Source organism: Streptomyces sp. NPDC059355 (assembly GCF_042752335.1).
GTDB lineage: Bacteria > Actinomycetota > Actinomycetes > Streptomycetales > Streptomycetaceae > Streptomyces.
Map to the genome: position 1 here is coordinate 104868 of NZ_JBHYXN010000008.1, position 18711 is coordinate 123578.

The following is an 18711-nucleotide window of genomic DNA, read 5'->3' on the forward strand; positions in this document are numbered from 1 at the left end:
GTCACGCGCACCCGTACCCACCAGTAGCAGGTCAAGCTGGGTGATCCTGACTTCCCAATAAGGGGGACCCCGCCCATGACCGGTTCACGCGTGGTGGCGCTAGGGCACTACCAGCCCGCGAAAGTGATCACCAACGAGGACCTCGCGGCGATGGTCGACACCAACGACGAGTGGATCCGCTCCCGGGTCGGCATCAAGACCCGGCACATGGCGGGCCCCGACGAACCGGTGGACGAGCTGGCCTTCCACGCCGCGGGCAAGGCCCTGGCCGGCGCCGGGCTGACCCCCGACGACATCGACCTCGTCCTGGTGGCCACCTCCACCGCGATCGACCGTTCGCCCAACATGGCCGCCCGGGTCGCCGCCAAGCTGGGCATGGGCGGCAGCCCGGCCGTGATGGACCTCAACGTCGTCTGTTCGGGCTTCACCCACGCCCTGGCCACCGCCGACCACGCGATCCGGGCCGGCTCGGCCACCCGCGCCCTGGTCATCGGCGCCGACAAGATGACCGAGATCACCGACTGGACCGACCGCACGACCTGCGTACTGACCGGCGACGGCGCGGGCGCGGCCGTGGTCGAGGCCTGCGAGGAGCCCGGCATCGGCCCGGTCCTGTGGGGTTCGGTCCCGGAGATGGGCCACGCGGTCCGGATCGAGGGCTCCCCGCCGGTCTTCGCCCAGGAGGGCCAGTCCGTCTACCGCTGGACCACCAGCCGGCTCCCGGCGCTCGCCCGCAAGGTGTGCGAGAAGGCCGGGGTCACCCCCGAGGAGCTGGCCGCCGTCGTCCTGCACCAGGCGAACCTGCGGATCATCGAGCCGCTCGCCGCGAAGATCGGCGCCGTGAACGCGGTCGTGGCCCGCGATGTCGTGGACTCCGGCAACACCTCGGCCGCGAGCATCCCGATGGCGCTCTCGAAGCTGGTCCAGCGCGGCGAGATCCCGACCGGTGCCCCGGTCCTCCTGTTCGGCTTCGGCGGCAACCTCTCGTACGCGGGCCAGGTCATCCACTGCCCGTAGCCGCTTGCGTACGTTCCGCCGAGGCGGCCGGGGCCCAGCGGGCCTCGGCCCCCAGCGCGGCCAGGAGTACGACGACCAGCGCGAGCAGCTGCCAGAGCCCGGCGGTGGCCGCGCCGAGCGGGACCGTGGCCAGGGCGAGCAGCATCGCCGCCGCCCGGAAGCGGGCCGGGCCGATCCCGAGCACGGCCCGGAAGGCCAGGTCCCCGGCCAGGTAGACGGCGACCCCGCCGGCGAGGGCGAGCGCGGGGCCGGTGTGCAGGTGCTCGCCCAGGTGCCCGATGGTCTTCTTGACGCCCGCCGCGAAGGCGGCGATCCCGAGCAGCATGGGCAGGAAGGCGTAGTAGTAGGCGAGCATCGCCAGCTTGAAGCGCTTCTCCGGGGCCGTCTCGGCGAAGACCTCCTCGGCCCGGCCCTCGTCACGGACGAAGTACATCCACCACAGCGCCGACGCGATGGCGAGCGCGAGGAAGGCACCCCCGGCGATCCCCACGGACAGGGGCAGTGAGCCGGTGCCGATGCCGATCGCGATCACGGACTCGCCGAAGACGATGATCAGCAGCAGTCCGTGCCGCTCCACGAGGTGCTCCGCACTCATGCCGCCGAGCTGGTCGCTGACCGTCGTCACCGCGGACGCGGCCTCGGCGGGCTCCGCCCCGCTCGCCGCCACTCTCTGCACCAGCTGTGGCACGACGAACTGGATCGGCAGGGCGAGCATCCACAGCCCCCAGGCGGGCGGCCCGTCGAAGAACCCGGCTGCCAGCACCGCCAGCGCGCACAGCAGGTTGGGCAGTGCGAACCAGAGCACTCCGGCGCCGTGGGCCTGCGTGAACAGGGCGCTGTGCACGAGGACGACGAACACGTACCCCAGCCCGAAGGCGACCCCGCCGGCCCCGAAGGCGGTCGGCACCGCCAGCGCGCACACCAGGAACGCCCCCATGGCCAGGATCAGCAGCACCCTGCGCACGGTGCGGTCGGGCGGCACCTGGTTGGTCAGGTGCGCGTAGCCCCCGTACATCCAGAACAGCACGGTGAAGATCACCAGTACCTGGCCCGCGCCGCGGAAGCTGATGTCGTCCGCCAGCAGCACCGTCAGCTGGGTGATGGTGAAGACGAAGACGAGGTCGAAGAAGAGCTCCAACGTGCTGACGCGGTGCGGTGTTTCCATGTGTACCCCCCTGGATGCCGGCGTGCGGCGCTCATCCGACCGCCTCGGCGCCCGTGGTGTCCAGCGCGTATCGGCATCCGGGTGCGCTTAGGGCCCGTACGACCTGAGATGTACGCGGATCCCGCCCGATGGAAGGACGCGCCGCCCCCGGGCGCGGGCGGAGGATGAGGAACGCCGCAAGCCAGACGCCGAGGGAAGCGAAAGCCCCATGATCCGCAGGTCCGCCATCCTGATCACCACCGCAGTCCTCTCGGCCGTGGGACTCGCGATCGTGGTCGCCCTCCCGGCCGCGGCCGACTGGTACGGCAACCGCCATCAGGAGACGAAGGCGTACGCGACGGGGGCGGAGGCGAAGTCGGCGCGGGCCTCGGTGCCGCGCTGGCTGGCGGACGAGGCCGAGTCGGTGCGGTACTCGATGCGTACGACCGGCGGCGACCGGCTGCTGAAGGCGACCCTGCCGGACGAGCGGCTCCCGGTCGAGTGCACGACCGAGCCGCGGCCGAAGGCGCAGGAGGTCGCACTGAAGGAGGACTGGTTCCCGAAGGACGCCCGGGGAAAGGCCACCGCCCGCTGCGGCCTCTACTACGCCTACATGGACGGCACCACCCTCTACGCCTGGCAGGACAACGACGACTGGCTGAGGGCAGAGCGCGCCGAACCGGCCCGCTGAGCCGCGAGACGCAGGGTCTCGGCGACCCTTCGGGTGCATGCCCGCAGGTCAGCGAGCGGACCGGCCCGAATACCTGGTCGGAAGCACGCCGATCCTTTGCTATTGTTGTCCTTGTCGCCGCGGGAAACCGGGGCCGACCACCTGGTCCGGGTGGCGGAATGGCAGACGCGCTAGCTTGAGGTGCTAGTGCCCTTTATCGGGCGTGGGGGTTCAAGTCCCCCCTCGGACACCAGCAGGAACCCCACTTCGGTGGGGTTCTTTTGCGTTTACGGCTCCTGTTCGCAGGGGCCGCTCCGGCGGTGCGGCATCATGGGCGCACGGGGTCGGAGGGGAAACAACGTGTCGCACGACGAGCCGGGCAGCAGCATCGTGATCGCCGGGCGGTACCGCCTGGAGAAGCGGTTGGGCCGAGGCGGCATGGGGACCGTCTGGCAGGCCTCCGACGAGCTCCTCGGGCGTCCCGTCGCCGTCAAGGAGCTCCATGTCGACGGGGGTACGGAGGCCAAGGGCGCCCTGCGGGAGGCCCGGACCGTCGCACAGGTCAGGCATCCGCACGTGGTGGTGGTCCACGACGTCGTGGAGCACGACGGGCGCCCCCACATCGTCATGGAACTCGTCGAGGGCGGCTCGCTGGCCGACCGGCTCGGCGCCGGGGGACCGCTGGGCCCCGCCGAGACCGCGCGGACGGGGCTGGCCCTGCTCGGCGCGCTGCGCGCGGCGCACGCCCGGGGGGTGCTGCACCGGGACGTCAAACCGGCCAACGTGCTCCTGGAGGCGGACACCGGGCGGGTGGTGCTCACCGACTTCGGCATCGCGAGCCTCGCCGGGTCCACCACCATCAGCGAGACCGGCGCCTTCGTCGGCTCGCCCGAGTACGCCTCGCCCGAGCGCATGCAGGGCGCCGCCGCCGGACCCGAATCCGACCTGTGGTCGCTCGGGGTCCTGCTGTGCACGGCGCTCACCGGGAAGTCGCCGTTCCACCGCGATTCGCTCGGCGGCGTCCTGCACGCCGTCGTGTTCGCAGAGATCCGCCCGCCGGCGCAGGCGGGGCCGCTGGCCCCGGTCATCCGCGGCCTGCTGGAGCGTCTCCCCGAGCGGCGGATGGAAGCGGCGGAGGCCGAGCGGCTGCTGTCGGCGTACGTGAGCACCGGTACGGTCCCCGCCGTGGCCGACCGGGCTCCCGGGCCGGATCTGGAGACCGCCCCGGCGCCCGGAAGCGCTCCCGGGAGCGCGGGCGGACCCGGCGGCCCGGCCGGCTACTCGCCGACCGAGCACGTCGCACAGCCGTCCGCCCCGGCGCGGCGGACCCGGCCGGCTCTGCGGGCGGGGCTGATCGCCGCGCTGTTCGCGGTCGCGGTCGCGGGGGCCGTGGCCGTCACCTCGCAGTTCGGGGAGCGGTCGGCGGACGGCGCGCGGCAGGCGCCGCCCGCCACCGCGTCCGTCTCGAGCCGGGCCACCGCCTCGTCCCCCTCCCCCGCCGACGCCAAGCCCGCCCGCACGGCGTCCGCTCCCGCTCCCGCGGCCGCCAGGCCCGCACCCGCCGGGTACCGATCGGTCTCCGACGCCGAGGGCTTCAGCATCGCCGTACCGGACGGCTTCCGGCGCAGCACCGACGACCAGCGCGTGTTCTACGTGTCCCCGGACGGGGCCTTCCGGATCGGCGTCAAGACGACGCCCGCGGCGTCCGAGGGGCCGGTCACCCTCATGCGGCTCTCGCACGCGAGCGGCCCGGCCACCAACCCCGGATACCGCGACGGCACGGTCGTACCGACCACGCACAACGGACTGCCCGCCGCCCTGTGGGAGTTCACCTGGGACGGCTTCACCGCCGCCGAAGGGGCCCGGCACACCTTCGACGTGTGCTGGGAGGAGAGCGGGCGCCTGTACGACGTCTGGGTGTCCGCGCCCGTCGGCCGGCTCCCGGAGGCGCGCAGCCACTTCGACGCGGCGCTGGACTCCTTCGTCCCGGCGGGCTAGCGCAGACCAATGCAGTTGCTTTAAGCACCCGCCCAGTTCACAGGGCTCCTCTGCGCTTCGGCTTCGCCACCGCAGGCGCTCGTCGCCATCACCCGCAGCTGCCAGGCCCCGGGATACCCTGCCCCGCCCCACCCCGACCGGAGGTCATCTCAGTGTCACCTGCACGGGTATTCGCCGTTGCCCCGCTGGCTCTGGTGATTCTCGCCCTGTCCGGCTGCTCTTCCTGGGGCTGCACCGACACGACGGCGGAGCGCGGCAGGGCCGGTGTCAGGGTGCAGGTTGTGGACACGTACGGGCAGCCTCTCGGCGTCACCGCCGCGGTCGTCGACTGGCGCCTTGAGCCCCACCCGCAGGTGCCCTCCGAAGGTGACCGGGTCCACTTCCGCTTCCGCTTCGACGGCGCTGACCCATATTCCGACCCCACGGTGGACGCCTGCGCGGTCGACAAGGAGCGTGTCGCGTTGGGGTGTCACACGGTTCACTCGTCCCAGGCGTTCGGGCCGGCCGACGATCCCCTCACGGGCGACGACTGGCTCGCCATCGAGCAACCTGAGCAGGTTGCCGGAGTGTTGTTGATCCCCAATGACCGGTCCTACGACCGACGCACCTGTGAAGAGGACATCAAGGACGGTGGCGGGATGCATCCTCCGAAACCACCCGGCAGGGGGGACCAGCTGTAGGGGCCGGCGCCCCGGTGATTGCGCTGTTTGGTGGTCTGGTTGTGTGCGGGGCGGCAGCAGACGGGGCCGCGCTTCCTGGATAGCCTCATTCCAGGCGTTGGTCGCCTGGAGGTGCCGTGCCGGGACGGCACGCTGCGCCGGGCGATCCGGACGCAGCGGAGGCAGGAGAGCCGGTCGGCATCCAGGACCGGGCCATTCGCCGCGGCGTCGTGCGCGAACCGGCGGACGGCCTGGTGGACCGCGAGCAGGGCCCACAGCTCCTGCCGCACGGCTTCGGGGGTGCGCGATCGGAGCGGTCCGCCGGGGCCGAGGTGGTTCTTGGTCTCGTCGAAGGCCGGCTCGATCTCCCAGCGCTGCCGGGAGAGGGCGATCAGCTCGTCCGCCGGGTACCGCTCGGTGTCCGGCAGGGGCGTGCCCAGGTGCACGGCCTTGTCGTTCGTGGTGAGGGTGATGACGCGGTAGGTCGTCTCCTTCGGCAGGACCCGGCCTTCGCGGGCTGCCCGGCGGCGGACATCCTTACCGGGGCGCATCAGGGACAGCCGGGAGGCATCAGGCAACTCCGCCTGAGTGGTGCCGAGGTGGTCGGACTGGAGCCTGGCCGGCAGATGGGCGCCGGACGTGGTGAAGGCGTAGACGAATTCGACCGACCAGAACCCGCGGTCGGCGATGACGAGATCCCCGAGGCCTGTCGAGCCGGCCAGTGGGCAGGCCAGGCCCCGTTCGCCGTCCCGGTAGCCGCCGAGGCCGGCGTCGAGGATGGCGTGGGTGCCGATCTCCGCGAGCACGGCGGCTCGCACCTGCGGAAAGCCGAACGGCGTCCCGCCTGTGGAGGGGCCGTCGAAGGTGTCGCCGTTGCCCACCGAGTCCGGCACGTCGCACTGTGTGCCGTCCAGCGCCGGGAGGCGCAGACCACGCCACCACGCGCCCGTGCTCGGCAACGGCCGCGTGCACGAGCTCCGGCGTGAACGCCTTGGTCCGGATCCCTATGCGCGACCGGCATCTCGGCCCCCACCCCTCCACGAGCAGATCAACGGACCAGCCGACTCAAAAGCAACTGCATCGGCCAGCGCAGACCCCAGGGCCTGAGGGTGCGCGCGCCGCCCCGTCCCGCCCTGCGCGGGATCGGGGCGGCGTTCGGCGTTTCCGGGGTGGTGGGACGGGGAGTGTCCCTATCTCCGGGCCTGCACACCTCCCTGGGGAGGTCTTGTGGAGGTCTTCGCTCGGTGATCAACCCTGGTGAGGTGTGGGGTAGCGTCGCCGCGCTGCGCGGAGAGGAGCGGGGCATGCGCGAGATCACCGTCCCACCAGTCGTTGTTGCGGCGCCCGTCGGCGGGCTCGCCGACGTCGTGTTCCACCATGCCCAGGAGGATCCCGGCAGGGTGGTGCTCGGCCGCAAGGCCGACGGGGTCTGGGGGGACGTGACCTCCGGGGAGCTCGCCGCCGAGGTGCTCGCCCTGGCGAAGGGGCTGCTGGCCCAGGGGGTCCGGTTCGGGGAGCGGGTCGCGGTCATGTCCCGGACCCGGTACGAGTGGACCCTGTTCGACTTCGCCCTGTGGGCGATCGGCGCGCAGCCCGTGCCCGTCTACCCGACCTCCTCCGTCGATCAGGTGCACTGGATCCTCCAGGACTCCGACTGCACCGCCTGCGTCGTTGAAGACGAGGACCAGGCCATGACCGTCGGGTCGGTCATCGAGCGGCTGCCGCACCTGCGGCGGCTGTGGCAGCTGGACGCCGGGGCCGTCGACGCGATCGTCGCGGACGGCCGCGGGGTCGCCGAGGACCTGGTGCACCGGCACCGGGCGGCGGTGACGCCCGATGCCGTCGCCACCGTCATCTACACCTCGGGGACCACCGGGCGGCCCAAGGGCTGCGTGCTCACGCACGGCAATTTCATGTACGAGGCCGACACGATGGTGGCCCGCTGGGAGTCCGTCTTCCGGGCGGGGCCCGGGGAGCAGCCCTCCACCCTGTTGTTCCTACCCCTCGCCCACGTCTTCGGGCGGATGGTGGAGGTGGCGGCCGTCCGGGCGCGGGTGAAGCTGGGCCACCAGCCGGTGCTGGCGGCCGCCGAGTTGCTGCCGGACCTCGCCGCGTTCCGGCCGACGTTCGTGCTGGGCGTCCCGTACGTCTTCGAGAAGGTGTTCGCGGCGGCCCGCCGCAAGGCGGAGGCGGAGGGGCGTACGGGCCCCTTCGACCGGGCGGTGGAGACGGCCGTACGGTACGCGGAGGCGCGCGAGCACAAGGCGTTCGGGACCGGGCCGGGCCCCTCGGCGGGACTGCGCATGGAGCACCAGCTCTTCGAGAAGCTGGTGTACGGGAAGGTCCGCGAGGCGATGGGCGGCCGGGTGCGGCACGCCATGTCGGGCGGGTCGGCGATGTCGCGGCGCCTCGGGCTGTTCTTCGACGGGGCCGGGATCACGGTGTTCGAGGGCTACGGCCTGACCGAGTCCTGCGCGGCGGCCACCGCGAACCCGCCGGGCGCGACGAAGTACGGCACGGTCGGCCGGCCGATCCCGGGCAGTACGGTGCACATCGCCGAGGACGGGGAGGTGTGGCTGCACGGGAACCACGTGTTCGCCGGGTACCTGAACGACCCGCGCTCCACGGAGGCGGTGCTGCGGGACGGCTGGCTGGCGACCGGGGACCTGGGGCGGCTGGACGAGGACGGGTACCTCACGATCACCGGGCGCAAGAAGGAGATCCTGGTGACCTCCAACGGCAAGAGCGTCTCCCCGACCGCCCTGGAGGAGCGGGTGCGTTCGCATCCGCTGGTCGCGCAGTGCGTGCTGGTGGGCAACGACCGGCCGTACGTGGCCGCGCTGCTCACGCTGGACATGGAGGGGATCGCGCACTGGCTGTCGATGCGCGGGCGCCCGCAGCTGCCGGCGGCGCAGCTGGTCCACGACCCGGATCTGACGGCGGAGGTGCGCCGGGCGGTGGTGGCCGCGAACACGCTGGTCTCGCAGGCCGAGGCGATCCGCACCTTCCGGGTGCTGGCGGAGCAGTTCACCGAGGAACGGGGGCTGCTGACGCCCTCGCTGAAGCTGAAGCGGCGGGCGATCGAGAAGGCGTACGCGCAGGAGGTTGCGGCCCTCTACCAGGCCTGACGGGCCGCTTCACCAGTATCTGACGCTCCGTCATTTCACCTCGCCGATCGTATTGACGCCTCGTCAGGTCAGCCACAGAATGCGGGGATTCCGACCGGAGGGGATCCCACACATGCTGCGACCGATCCGCACCCTGGCCGCCGCGGCGGCGGCGCTCGCGCTCGTCTCCGCCTGCAACTCCGCCTCCAACGGCTCCTCCCCCGGCAAGCCCGGGGCCGCCGGGAACTCCCGCGGCGTGAGCGCCGACTCGATCAAGGTCGGCGGGATCGTCTCCATGACCTCCGCCAGCGGGTACAGCAAGAAGGACACCGACCTCGGCGCGAAGGCCCGGTACCTGAGGGCCAACGCCGAGGGCGGGATCAACGGGCGCAAGATCGACTACCTGGGGGCGGAGGACGACGGGCAGGACCCCGGCAAGAACATGGCCGCCGCCCGCAAGCTCGTCCAGCAGGACAAGGTCTTCGCCGTCGCCCCGATGAGCTCGGTCACCTTCTCCGGCGCCGACTTCCTGGAGCAGGAGAAGGTCCCCACCTTCGGCTGGGGCACGCTGCCCTCCTTCTGCGGGCCCAAGTACATCTACGGGTTCAACGGCTGCCTGGTCCCCTCCCCCGGCGGCACCCTCAACCAGACCTGGCCCGAGGGAATCGGCCGGCTCCTCGGCGGCGCGCAGGGCAAGTCGGTCGCGGTGATCGCCAACGACAGCGACGCCGGGAAGTTCGGCATCCGCACCTTCCAGCAGGGCTTCGCGGCCGCCGGGTTCAAGGTCGCCTACGCCAAGGCCTCCGTACCCGCGACGGCGGTGCCGAGCGACTGGTCGGCGTACGTGAAGGACATCCTGGAGAGCAACGACGGCAAGGCGCCGGACGCCGTCGTCTCGGTCATGCAGACCCCGAACAACATCGGCCTCTTCACGGCGCTCAAGCGCAGCGGCTACCGGGGGCTGCTCTCCGACCCGACCGACTACGACCCGGGGCTGCTCGCCAAGGACGCCACCAAGCAGGCGCTCGACGGGGTGCACGTGCTGCTGCAGTTCCAGCCGTTCGAGTCGGCGGACCCGAAGATGACCCAGTTCAAGGCCGACATCAAGGCGGCCGCGGGCGGGCAGGAAGTCCCGCTCAGCATGCACATGTTGACCGGGTACATGTCCGCCGACCTGTTCGTCTCCATCGCGCGGAAGGCGGGCAAGGAGCTGACCGCCGAGTCCTTCCAGGCCGCCGCGCAGGGCTTCTCCGACACCGGCACGCTCGTCGGCGACCGCTCGGAGCCCAAGGGACAGAAGGACAGCTTCGGCTGCGGAGCACTCGTCCAGCTGCGCGGCGGGGCGTACGAGGTCTCCGTCCCCTTCTCGTGCCGTCAGCCCATCCCCTTCAAGTAGGGCTCGCGGCATGGGAGATCTGCTCGTCTTCGTGCTGAGCGGTCTGGTCTCCGGCGCCCTGTACGCACTGCTGGCCACCGGGCTGGTGCTGTCGTACTCGGCGTCCGGGCTGTTCAACTTCGCGCACGGGGCCACCGCCTACCTGTGCGCGCTGACCTTCTACGAGATGCACTCCGGGCTGGGCTGGCCGGCCGTCCCGGCAGCCCTGCTGGTGGTGTGCGTACTGGCCCCCGGGCTCGGGTGGGGGCTGGACCGGCTGATGTTCCGGCGGCTCGCGCGGGTCGGCGAGACGGCGCAGATCGTGGCCACGATCGGGCTGCTGGTGGCCCTGCCGGCGGCCGGGCTGTGGGCCGTGGAGATGCTCGGGGACGCGGGCGCGCCGGTGAGGCCCGCGGAGAACCAGTTCGGGCTTCCGGGGGTGGGGCCGAGCCCGGCCCGGAGCTGGCAGCTGCTCGACGGCGTGGGCGTGGACTCCGACCAGCTGATCACCTGGGTGGTGACGGCGGTGGTGGCGGTGTGCCTGTGGGTGCTGATGCGGCACACGCGGCTGGGTCTGCGGCTGCGGGCGGCCGTCGACAACCGCTCGCTGACCGAGCTGCGCGGGATCAGCGCCGACCGGCTGTCTTCGGTGGCCTGGATGATCTCGTCCGCGCTGGCGGGACTGGCGGGGGTGCTGGCGACGCCGCTGCTGGGGCTGTCGGCGCACGACTTCACCCTGTTCCTGTTCGTCTCGGCCACGGCGGCGGTGATCGGGCGGTTCGCGTCCGTGCCGCTCGCCTTCGCGGGCGGGCTGGGGCTGGGGGTGCTGCAGAACCTGGTGGCCGGGTACGCGTCGTTCGCCGAGGGGATCACCGGGTTCCGCACGGCCGTGCCGTTCCTGATCCTGTTCGGCGGGCTGCTGGTGTCGGCCCGGCGCGGGCGGACCGCGGGGACCGCGGCGCAGGACGCGGAGGCGGGTGCGGGTGCGGGTGCGGGTGCGGGTGCGGTTCCCGTGGACCATGTGGCGGGGGCCTCCTGGGCCCGGCGGTGGGGAGTGTGGGCGGCGGCCGCCGGGGTGCTGGGCGTGGCCTTCTACACCGTGACCACGCCGTTCTGGAGCGGGCTGCTCGCGCAAGGGCTGGCCCTCGGACTGGTGTTCATGTCCTTCACGGTGGTGACCGGTCTCGGGGCGATGGTCTCGCTGGCGCAGGGCACGTTCGTGACCGGGGCCGCGCTGGTGGCGGGGCTGCTGATGAGCCGGGGCTGGCCGTTCGTGGCGGCGCTCGCGGTGGGTACGTGCGTGGCGGCGGTGCTGGGGGCGCTGGTCGCGCTGCCGGCGCTGCGGCTGGGCGGGCGGACGCTGGCGCTCGCGACGCTGGCGCTGGCGTTCCTGGCGGACCAGGTGCTGTTCCAGATGCGCTGGCTGCGGAACGGGGACTCGGGGTGGTCGATCCCGCGGCCGGTGTTCGGGCCCGTGGATCTCGGCGACGACCGGGCGCTGGGAGTGGCGCTCGTGGTGCTCGTCTCGGTGTGCGCGGCGGGACTGGGCGCGCTGCGGAACTCGCCCTCGGGGCGGGCGATGCTGGCCGTACGGTCGGCGCCCGCGGCGGCCATGGCCTCGGGGGTGTCCGTCCTGCGGACGAAGCTGCTCCTGTTCACGGTGTCGGCGGGGCTGGCGGGGTTCGGGGGCGTGCTCGTCGCCTCGTACAACACCCGGATCACGGCGACGGACTTCACGGCCATGACGGGGCTGGTGTGGCTGGCGGTGGTGGTGGCCGCGGGGGTCCGGCGGCCGCAGTACGCGGTGGTGGCGGGGGTGGTCTTCGCGGTGGCCCCGCGGGTCCTGGCGGACTACGTGACGGAGTCCGCGCACCTGCCGGTGATCCTGTTCGGCCTGGCGGGGTTGGCCTTGGCCAACGATCCGGACGGGTACTGCGCCGCCGTTGCGGTACGGCGGGCCAGGCGCCGGGCCGCGGCCTCCGGCGGGGGTGGCGCAGCCGATGCCGGTGCGGGCGCCTCGGCCTCCGGCGGGGGTACGGGTGCCTCCGGTGCGGTGACAGCGGGCTCCGGCGGGGGTACGGGCCCTGCGGGGCTATCGCCCAACCCGCCCCTTCCCGAAACCGGGCTCCGCCCGGACCCGGTGCGGGGGCTCCGGCCCCGCACCCCCGGGCAGCGCCCGCCGACGGAGCCCGGCGCGCCGGGTGCCGGGGGTGGGCCCGCCCTGGAGCTGCGCGGGGTCACCGCGGGGTACGACGGGGGGCTCGTCCTGAACGGGGTCGATCTCGTCGTCCGGCAGGGGGAGATCCTCGCCGTGCTCGGGCCGAACGGGGCCGGGAAGAGCACCGCCTGCCGGGTGGCCGCCGGGGCGCTGGCCGCCGGGAGCGGACAGGTGCTCCTGCGGGGGCGGGACGTGACCCGGGACGGGCCCGTGCGGCTGGCCCGGAGCGGGGTGCTGCTCGCCCCCGAGGGACGGGGCATCTTCCCGGCGCTGACCATCGAGGAGAACCTCTCGCTGTACCTCCGCGAAGCGCAGGCGCGGGAAGGGGTCTACGAGCGGTTCCCGCGCCTGCGGGAGCGTCGGGGCGTGGCCGCCGGGGCCCTGTCCGGCGGGGAACAGCAGATGCTGGCCCTCGCTCCGCTGCTGCAGCGCCCGCCCGAGGTGCTGATCGCCGACGAGCCCTCGATGGGGCTGGCTCCGCGGGTGGTGGAGGAGGTGTACGCGCTGCTCACCGAGCTCCGGGACGCCGGGACCGCGCTGCTGCTGGTGGAGGAGAAGGCCGCCGGGATCCTCGGGGTCGCCGACACCGTCGCGTACCTCTCCCGGGGCCGGGTCACCTGGTGCGGGCCGCGCGCCGAGGTGGAGGCCGGCCGGCTGGCCGCGGCCTACCTGGGGAGGGCGACATGACGGCGCCGCCGTACGTACTGCAGGGCTGCGGCATCAGCGTCCGCTTCGGCGGCGTGAAGGCCCTGACGGGGGTGGACCTCGGGGTCCGGGCCGGGGAGGTGTGCGGGCTCATCGGGCCGAACGGGGCCGGGAAGACCACCCTGTTCGACGTCCTGTCCGGGATCCGGCGGCCCGACCGGGGGCGGATGCTCCTCGACGGGGCGGACATCACCCGCCGCTCCCCGGTCTGGCGGGCCCGGCACGGGATGCGCCGGACGTTCCAGCGGCAGCAGTTGTTCGGGCAGCTCAGCGTGGCCGAGAACCTGCTGGTCGCGCAGGAGTGGCGCGGCGGCGGGGGCGGACTGGCCGCCGACCTCCTCGGGGTGCCGGCGCGGCGCCGCCGGGAACGGGAGCGTCGGGAGCGCGGCGAACGGGTGCTGGCCGCCTGCGGGATCGGCTCGCTGGGGGCCTCGTACGCGGGCGGGCTGCCGGTCGGCCGGGCCCGGATGGTCGAACTGGCCCGCGCCGTGGCCGATCCGCCGCGCGTACTGCTGCTGGACGAGCCCGCGTCCGGGCTGTCGGCGCCCGAGCGCGCGCAGCTCGCGGCGGTCGTGCGGCGGCTGGCCGAGGAGGAGGGGTGCGCGGTGCTGCTGGTGGAGCACGACGTGGCCTTCGTCATGGAGCTGTGTACGCGGGTGGTGGTCCTGGACCTCGGAACGGTCCTCGCCGAGGGCGCGCCCGCCGAGATCCGGGCCGATCCGCTCGTCCGGGAGGCCTATCTGGGGGCGTCCTGACGGTGTGTCCGGTCCGGCTGCGCCGCCTTGGCGGGAATACGCTCGCCCGGGCGGCCGGTCGTCGCCCCCGTGCACCCGTGGACCCGTGGACCCGTGCGCCCGTAAGCGGCTGCGCCCGTACGCCCGCAGCCCGCACGCCCCAGTCCGCCGAACCGAGGGAACAGCCAGACGTGAACGACGTCCCCGCCATCCGGCTCAACAACGGCACGCTCATGCCCCAGATCGGGTACGGCGTCTTCCAGGTCCCGGACTCCGAGGCCGCGCGGGCGGTCGGGGACGCGCTGGAGGCGGGGTACCGGAGCATCGACACGGCGGCCGCCTACCGCAACGAGTCGGGCACCGGCCAGGCGATCGCAGCCTCCGGGGTGCCGCGCGAGGAGCTGTTCGTCACCACCAAGCTGTGGAACGACCGCTCCCGGACCTGGCAGCGCAACGACGTGCTGCGCGCGCTCGACGGCTCCCTGGGCAAGCTGGGCCTCGACCACCTCGACCTGTACCTGATCCACTGGCCGCGCCCGATGCGCGAAGACTTCCTCACCATCTGGAAGACCTTCGAGGAGATCGCCGAGAGCGGCCGCGCCCGCGCCGTCGGCGTGTCCAACTTCCGCCCCGCCGACCTGGAGCGGATCGGCGCCGAGAGCCCGCTGGTCCCGGCCGTGAACCAGATCGAGCTGCACCCGCTCTTCCCGCAGGCCGAGCTGCGCGCCGTGCACTCGACGCTCGGCGTCGCCACCGAGGCCTGGTCCCCGCTCGGCCAGGGCAAGGAGCTGCTGGCGCTCCCCGCGGTCGTCGAGGCCGCCGACCGGCACGGGCGCACCCCCGCCCAGGTGGTGCTGCGCTGGCACCTGCAGCTCGGCAACATCGTGATCCCGAAGTCGGTGACCCCGTCGCGGATCCGGGAGAACCTGGACGTGTTCGGCTTCGAGCTGGACGAAGCCGACCTCGCCTCGCTGGACGCGCTGGGGCGGGGGGCCTCGGCCGGGCGGATCGGGCCGGACCCGGCCGTCTTCGACATCTGAGCCGCGGATGAGCCCGCCCGACGGGGTCTACCGGATCCGCAACGCCGCCAGCGGCCTGCTGCTCCGGCTGGAGGGCAGCACCCGGGTGGGGGTGGGCCCGGACGGCCCGCCCGCTCCGCAGGCCGCCCTCCGGTGGCGGATCTCGCCGGTCCACAGCGGCGGCGGGATCGTGCACATCGTCAGCGTCCACAACGACAGGCGGCTGGACGTCGCCAACGCCTCGACGGAGAGCGGCACCCGGGTCCAGGTCTGGCGGGCGAACGCGTTCGGGGCGCAGGAGTGGATCGTCGAGGAGCATCTCGACGATCCCGGGGTGGTGTCCCTGATCGCCTGTATCAGCGGCCTGCCGCTGGAGGCGGACGAGGAGGGCCGGGCCCGCCAGTGCGAGGACACCGACTCCCCCGCCCAGTGGTGGCGGCTGGAGCCCGTCTGAGCAGCCGTCCGTGTCAGCTCGCGCCGTGGGCGGGGGCGAGGGCCTCGACGCGCTCGGCGAGCGCGAAGTCGGCGCCGGTGACGGAGTCGCCCGCGCTGTGCGTGTTCACGGACACCCGGACCGTGTTGTAGCCCAGGGTCAGGTCCGAGTGGTGGTTCAACTCGTCCTGGACCGAGGCGATGTGGGCGATGAGCGCGCTCGCCGCGAAGTGGGTGCCCAGCCGGTAGGTGCGGATGATCCTGTCGTCCTCGAAGGCCCAGCCGGGGAGCTCCCGCAACCGGTCCTCGATCTCCTTCTGCGAAAGCGGCTCGTCTGCCATCGGCATGCTCCTTCACCGTTCGGACCGGAATTCTGACGTGCGGTCAAGGTTCCCACAGCGGGGGCCGCACGGAGGGTTTCGCGCCGTGGTGCGTGCGGGTGCTTCCGTGCCGCCGCGTACGGCCCCTCGGCTAACGTCGTGGGCATGACCTCCACCCCGTCCGTCGGAGCCCTGCTGCGCACCTGGCGGGAGCGGCGCGGCATCAGCCAGCTGGAGCTGGCGGGCCGCGCCGACTCCTCGTCCCGGCACATCAGCTTCGTCGAGACCGGCCGGTCGCGGCCGAGCAAGGAGATGGTCCTGCGGCTCGCGGACCACCTCGACGTGCCGGTACGCGAGCGCAACACGCTGCTCCTCGCGGCGGGTTACGCCCCGCACTACACGCAGACCCCGCTGGACGACCCCTCCCTGGGGGTGCTGCGCGAGGGCCTGGAGCGGCTGCTGACCGGCTACGAGCCGTACCCGGCCCTGGTCGTGGACGCCACGTACGACGTCGTCGCCGCCAACCGCGGCATCGCGATGCTGCTCGACGGGCTGCCCGAACACCTGCTGGTCCCGCCGCTGAACGCCATGCGGATCACCCTGCACCCGCAGGGCCTGGCGCCGCGGATCCGCAACCTCGGCCGGTGGCGCGGGCATCTGCTGGCCCAGATGGAGCGGCAGATCGCGCTGTCCCGCTCGGCGCCGCTGCGCGCGCTGTACGAGGAGGTGTCCGGGTATCCGGTCGCCGGGCGGTCCGGGGACGCGGGGGCCGGACCCGAGGAGACCGTCCCGTACATCGCGCTGCCGCTGCTGATCGAGCACGACGGGCACCTGCTCTCCTTCGTTTCCTCGATCGCCACGTTCAACACCCCGATGGACGTGACGGTCGCCGAGCTGGCCGTCGAGACGCTGCTCCCGGCCGACGCGGCGACGGCTAAATACCTGCGCTCAGCGGTCCCCTGAGGCGGAGCGCAGTGCCTGCCGCTGCAGGGCGGCGAACGCTGCGACGGTGGCCGCCTGGGCCGGGATCCACACCAGCCCGGCGGTGGTGGGGGCGTCCCACAGGAACAGCGAGACCAGGCTCAGGGCCGCCCAGGCGCAGTTCGCCCCGATGACGAACCTCACCGGGCCGGCCGGGGGCCTGCGGCGTGCGGCGAGCAGGCCGACGCCGGCCCCGTAGAGGGTCAGGAACAGGCCGAGTTCGCACAGCGTGCCCCGCCCGGCGCCGAGCAGCCGGCCGAGCGGGGCGCAGAACACGGCGTACGCGAAGCCGTTCCCGCCCGTGACCACGGCGTCGAGGGCGAGCAGGCGGCGCAGCGCGGTCTGCGGGACGGCGGTACGGGCGATGCCGGCGGGCAGGGTCGCGGACATGACGGATCGGCCTCCATGACGGGTAGGGGCGTTCGCGCGGTCGCGGTCGCAGTCGCGGTCCCGCGGTCGAACGCGCTGGTGGGGACGGGTCCCGAGGCCGAGTGCGCGGACTCGGGACCCGATGGCTCCACTGTGCCGCCGGGCCCGCGCCGGGGTCGATTACCTCCGGGGTCATGCCCGCGGGGCGGGGCGGGCTTGCCAACCTTCTTTGACTCACATCGCAAGAAACGTTGGGATTCTCCTGTTTCACCGACAGGGGGAGGGCTACGCTGCACCCAGCCGAAGCTCTCGAACGTCCTCTCGACATACGGAGTACCTCACGGTGCCAGCTGCCGACCGACCCGACCTGGCCTCCGCCTGGGTGCGCGTCGCGGCATCGGCCGAACGGAGCGGGCGGGACGCCGCCGACGTACTGTGCCCGGAGCGGCTGAGCCGCCTGTGCGGGGTCGAACCCGCGCTCATCCCGCAGGTCGTGGCCGGGACCGCGCCCGAAGTGCCGCTGTGCCTGAGGGTGCACCGGCGCTTCCTGCGGCTGCGGGCCACCCGCCGTGACAAGCACGGCCGGGAGTGGTCGCTGGCCGCCATCGCGGAGGACTTCCAGGCGCCCGGCGCCTCCCTCGGCCCCCTCAACTCGGGCACCGGACTGCCGCGGCTGGGCCATGCGGCGGGCGTGCAGCGGTTCTTCGGGGTCTACGCCGGCTTCCTCCTGGCCGACAGCCAGTGCGCGGTGGAGCACGCCCTCGCCACCACCGGCGGCGGCGCCCCCGCGGATCTCGGGCACCTCTCGTACCTGACGGGCATGCCCCCGCAGGACATCCGGCTCACCCTCGACGGCGCGCCGCCCCGGCTCCCGCTCAAGGAGCAGGTCCGCCAGCGGTTCGAGCACCTGCGGCGCACCCGGCCGCGCGCGGACGGCCAGGCCCACTCCCTCGCCGCCATCGCCGAGTCCTTCTACGCGTCGGGGCAGTCGCTGACCCGCCTCGCGCGCGGCGACGGCCTGCCCAACCTCGCGGCGGCCGCCGGGATCCAGCGCTTCTACGGGGTCGACGGCGGCTTCCTGCTGGCCGACGACACCGAGGCGCTCGCCACCGCCCTCGCCGGGATCGAGCAGGAGCTGGAAACCGCCGAACGGAGCACGGAGAACCCGATGCTGGCCGTCCTGCGGGCGCACGATGTACGGAGCATCGTCACGCGCGCCGGGCGGCTCTCCCCGGCGGGCTGGAAGTCGCTGGCCGACCACCTCGACGACCTGCTGGCCCGCGAGGGACAGCTGACACGCGAGAGCTCGGGCCGCGTGGCGGTGCCGGACGACCGGAAGGCTGCCGAGGGGGGAACGCCATGAGGACCACACGAAGCATGCGGAAACTCGGCGGAGATCTGCTGGCGGAAGCGCGCCTGGCGCAGCCGGCCGATGCCGCCGAGATCATCGGAAGCCTGTGCGCCGCGTACGGCCGCCGGCGCGGCGGCCGGCCCGTGGAGTTCCGGTTCGCCGGGTTCCCGCCCGACACGGCCAGCGGGCTGTGGCTGGAGATGGAGGAGCGCGACCTGCTCGTCATCGAGGAGCGCACCCGGCCCGAGCACCAACTCGTGATCGCCTGCCACGAGTTATGGCACCTGGAGGAAGGCACCTGCGACAGCCACGGCCCGGGCATGGCCGTGGCGGCCCGGCTCACCGGAGACCGGGGCGACCTCGCGCAGCTGCTGCACTCGGAGACCGGACTGGGCAGCGTGGTCCGGCAGGCGGCCGCTCGCGCCGACCGGGAGGACCCGGCGGAGATCCGGGCGGAGACCTTCGGCCTGTATCTCGGCCAAGTCCTCAAGGCGTACTTGCCGGGGCCCCGCGAGGAGCGGTTCCCCGAGGCGATCGAGCGCATCAAGTCCTCGCTCGGCTGGGGCCGTTGAGTGCACGCCCGCGCGGCGTACCGATGACGCCCCGGTGACC

Annotated in this window: 17 protein-coding genes and 1 tRNA gene; 14 read left to right on the top strand and 4 right to left on the bottom strand. The window is 73.2% G+C overall.

All coding sequences use genetic code 11. From position 1 onward, the window contains the following. Positions 1 to 75: 75 nt before the first annotated feature. Positions 76 to 1017, top strand: a complete 942-nt coding sequence (locus tag ACFXGI_RS10510) for a beta-ketoacyl-ACP synthase III (RefSeq protein WP_384705027.1) — start codon at positions 76 to 78, stop codon at positions 1015 to 1017. Here ACFXGI_RS10510 and ACFXGI_RS10515 read toward each other — a convergent pair. After that, the gene (locus tag ACFXGI_RS10515) at positions 1001 to 2182 is read right to left on the bottom strand and encodes a low temperature requirement protein A (protein ID WP_384705028.1); all 1182 of its coding nucleotides are present in this window, start codon (positions 2180 to 2182) and stop codon (positions 1001 to 1003) included. The two genes, ACFXGI_RS10510 and ACFXGI_RS10515, sit on opposite strands and share 17 nt — an antisense overlap. A 208-nt stretch (positions 2183 to 2390) precedes the next feature. Between ACFXGI_RS10515 and ACFXGI_RS10520 the strand changes: the two genes are divergently transcribed. From ACFXGI_RS10520 to ACFXGI_RS10535, 4 genes are all read left to right on the top strand, one after another. After that, positions 2391 to 2852, top strand: coding sequence for a hypothetical protein (locus ACFXGI_RS10520; RefSeq protein WP_384705029.1), 462 nt, complete (start codon positions 2391 to 2393; stop codon positions 2850 to 2852). A 144-nt stretch (positions 2853 to 2996) separates the two neighbouring features. Then, a tRNA-Leu gene (locus ACFXGI_RS10525) sits at positions 2997 to 3084 on the top strand. A 77-nt stretch (positions 3085 to 3161) separates the two neighbouring features. Then, on the top strand, positions 3162 to 4829 hold the full coding sequence (locus tag ACFXGI_RS10530) for a serine/threonine-protein kinase (protein ID WP_384705030.1): 1668 nt from the start codon (positions 3162 to 3164) through the stop codon (positions 4827 to 4829). 152 nt (positions 4830 to 4981) lie between these two features. Next, positions 4982 to 5509: a hypothetical protein gene (locus tag ACFXGI_RS10535; protein ID WP_384705031.1), complete on the top strand. Its 528-nt coding sequence runs from the start codon at positions 4982 to 4984 to the stop codon at positions 5507 to 5509. On the opposite strand, the gene ACFXGI_RS10540 is transcribed toward ACFXGI_RS10535, so the two are convergent. Next, complete coding sequence (locus ACFXGI_RS10540) at positions 5422 to 6447, bottom strand: IS4 family transposase (RefSeq protein WP_384705032.1); 1026 nt, start codon at positions 6445 to 6447, stop codon at positions 5422 to 5424. The genes ACFXGI_RS10535 and ACFXGI_RS10540 overlap by 88 nt on opposite strands. A gap of 345 nt (positions 6448 to 6792) precedes the next feature. On the opposite strand from ACFXGI_RS10540, the gene ACFXGI_RS10545 reads away from it, so the two are divergent. The 6 genes from ACFXGI_RS10545 to ACFXGI_RS10570 all read left to right on the top strand — a co-directional run bounded on the left by ACFXGI_RS10545 (position 6793) and on the right by ACFXGI_RS10570 (position 15100). Beyond that, the gene (locus ACFXGI_RS10545) at positions 6793 to 8616 is read left to right on the top strand and encodes an AMP-dependent synthetase/ligase (protein ID WP_384705033.1); all 1824 of its coding nucleotides are present in this window, start codon (positions 6793 to 6795) and stop codon (positions 8614 to 8616) included. A gap of 112 nt (positions 8617 to 8728) precedes the next feature. Continuing rightward, positions 8729 to 9991 (top strand): ABC transporter substrate-binding protein, encoded by a 1263-nt coding sequence (locus tag ACFXGI_RS10550; protein WP_384705034.1) that lies wholly within the window; start codon positions 8729 to 8731, stop codon positions 9989 to 9991. A gap of 10 nt (positions 9992 to 10001) precedes the next feature. Beyond that, positions 10002 to 12875, top strand: coding sequence for an ATP-binding cassette domain-containing protein (locus ACFXGI_RS10555; protein WP_384705035.1), 2874 nt, complete (start codon positions 10002 to 10004; stop codon positions 12873 to 12875). Next, positions 12872 to 13648 carry an ABC transporter ATP-binding protein gene (locus tag ACFXGI_RS10560; RefSeq protein ID WP_384705036.1) on the top strand — a complete coding sequence of 259 codons (777 nt, stop codon included), beginning with the start codon at positions 12872 to 12874 and terminating at the stop codon, positions 13646 to 13648. Before ACFXGI_RS10555 ends, ACFXGI_RS10560 begins: the two co-directional genes overlap by 4 nt. A 170-nt stretch (positions 13649 to 13818) precedes the next feature. After that, a complete protein-coding gene (locus ACFXGI_RS10565) occupies positions 13819 to 14667 on the top strand; it encodes an aldo/keto reductase (RefSeq protein WP_384705037.1) in 849 nt (282 codons plus the stop codon). 7 nt (positions 14668 to 14674) lie between these two features. After that, the gene (locus ACFXGI_RS10570) at positions 14675 to 15100 is read left to right on the top strand and encodes an RICIN domain-containing protein (protein ID WP_384705038.1); all 426 of its coding nucleotides are present in this window, start codon (positions 14675 to 14677) and stop codon (positions 15098 to 15100) included. A gap of 13 nt (positions 15101 to 15113) precedes the next feature. Here ACFXGI_RS10570 and ACFXGI_RS10575 read toward each other — a convergent pair whose 3' ends face one another. Beyond that, complete coding sequence (locus ACFXGI_RS10575) at positions 15114 to 15419, bottom strand: 4a-hydroxytetrahydrobiopterin dehydratase (RefSeq protein WP_384705039.1); 306 nt, start codon at positions 15417 to 15419, stop codon at positions 15114 to 15116. 144 nt (positions 15420 to 15563) lie between these two features. On the opposite strand from ACFXGI_RS10575, the gene ACFXGI_RS10580 reads away from it, so the two are divergent. Then, entirely contained in the window at positions 15564 to 16361 is a 798-nt protein-coding gene (locus ACFXGI_RS10580; protein ID WP_384705040.1) for a helix-turn-helix domain-containing protein, read from the top strand. Here ACFXGI_RS10580 and ACFXGI_RS10585 read toward each other — a convergent pair. Continuing rightward, the gene (locus tag ACFXGI_RS10585; RefSeq protein WP_384705041.1) at positions 16347 to 16769 is read right to left on the bottom strand and encodes a hypothetical protein; all 423 of its coding nucleotides are present in this window, start codon (positions 16767 to 16769) and stop codon (positions 16347 to 16349) included. The two genes, ACFXGI_RS10580 and ACFXGI_RS10585, sit on opposite strands and share 15 nt — an antisense overlap. Positions 16770 to 17091: 322 nt before the next feature. Between ACFXGI_RS10585 and ACFXGI_RS10590 the strand changes: the two genes are divergently transcribed. Together ACFXGI_RS10590 and ACFXGI_RS10595 are read left to right on the top strand one after the other, a co-directional pair. Next, positions 17092 to 18111 (top strand): hypothetical protein, encoded by a 1020-nt coding sequence (locus tag ACFXGI_RS10590; RefSeq protein WP_384705042.1) that lies wholly within the window; start codon positions 17092 to 17094, stop codon positions 18109 to 18111. Then, complete coding sequence (locus ACFXGI_RS10595) at positions 18108 to 18671, top strand: toxin-antitoxin system, toxin component (RefSeq protein ID WP_234435625.1); 564 nt, start codon at positions 18108 to 18110, stop codon at positions 18669 to 18671. The genes ACFXGI_RS10590 and ACFXGI_RS10595 overlap by 4 nt, the downstream gene beginning before the upstream one ends. The last annotated feature ends 40 nt before the right edge of the window (positions 18672 to 18711 follow it).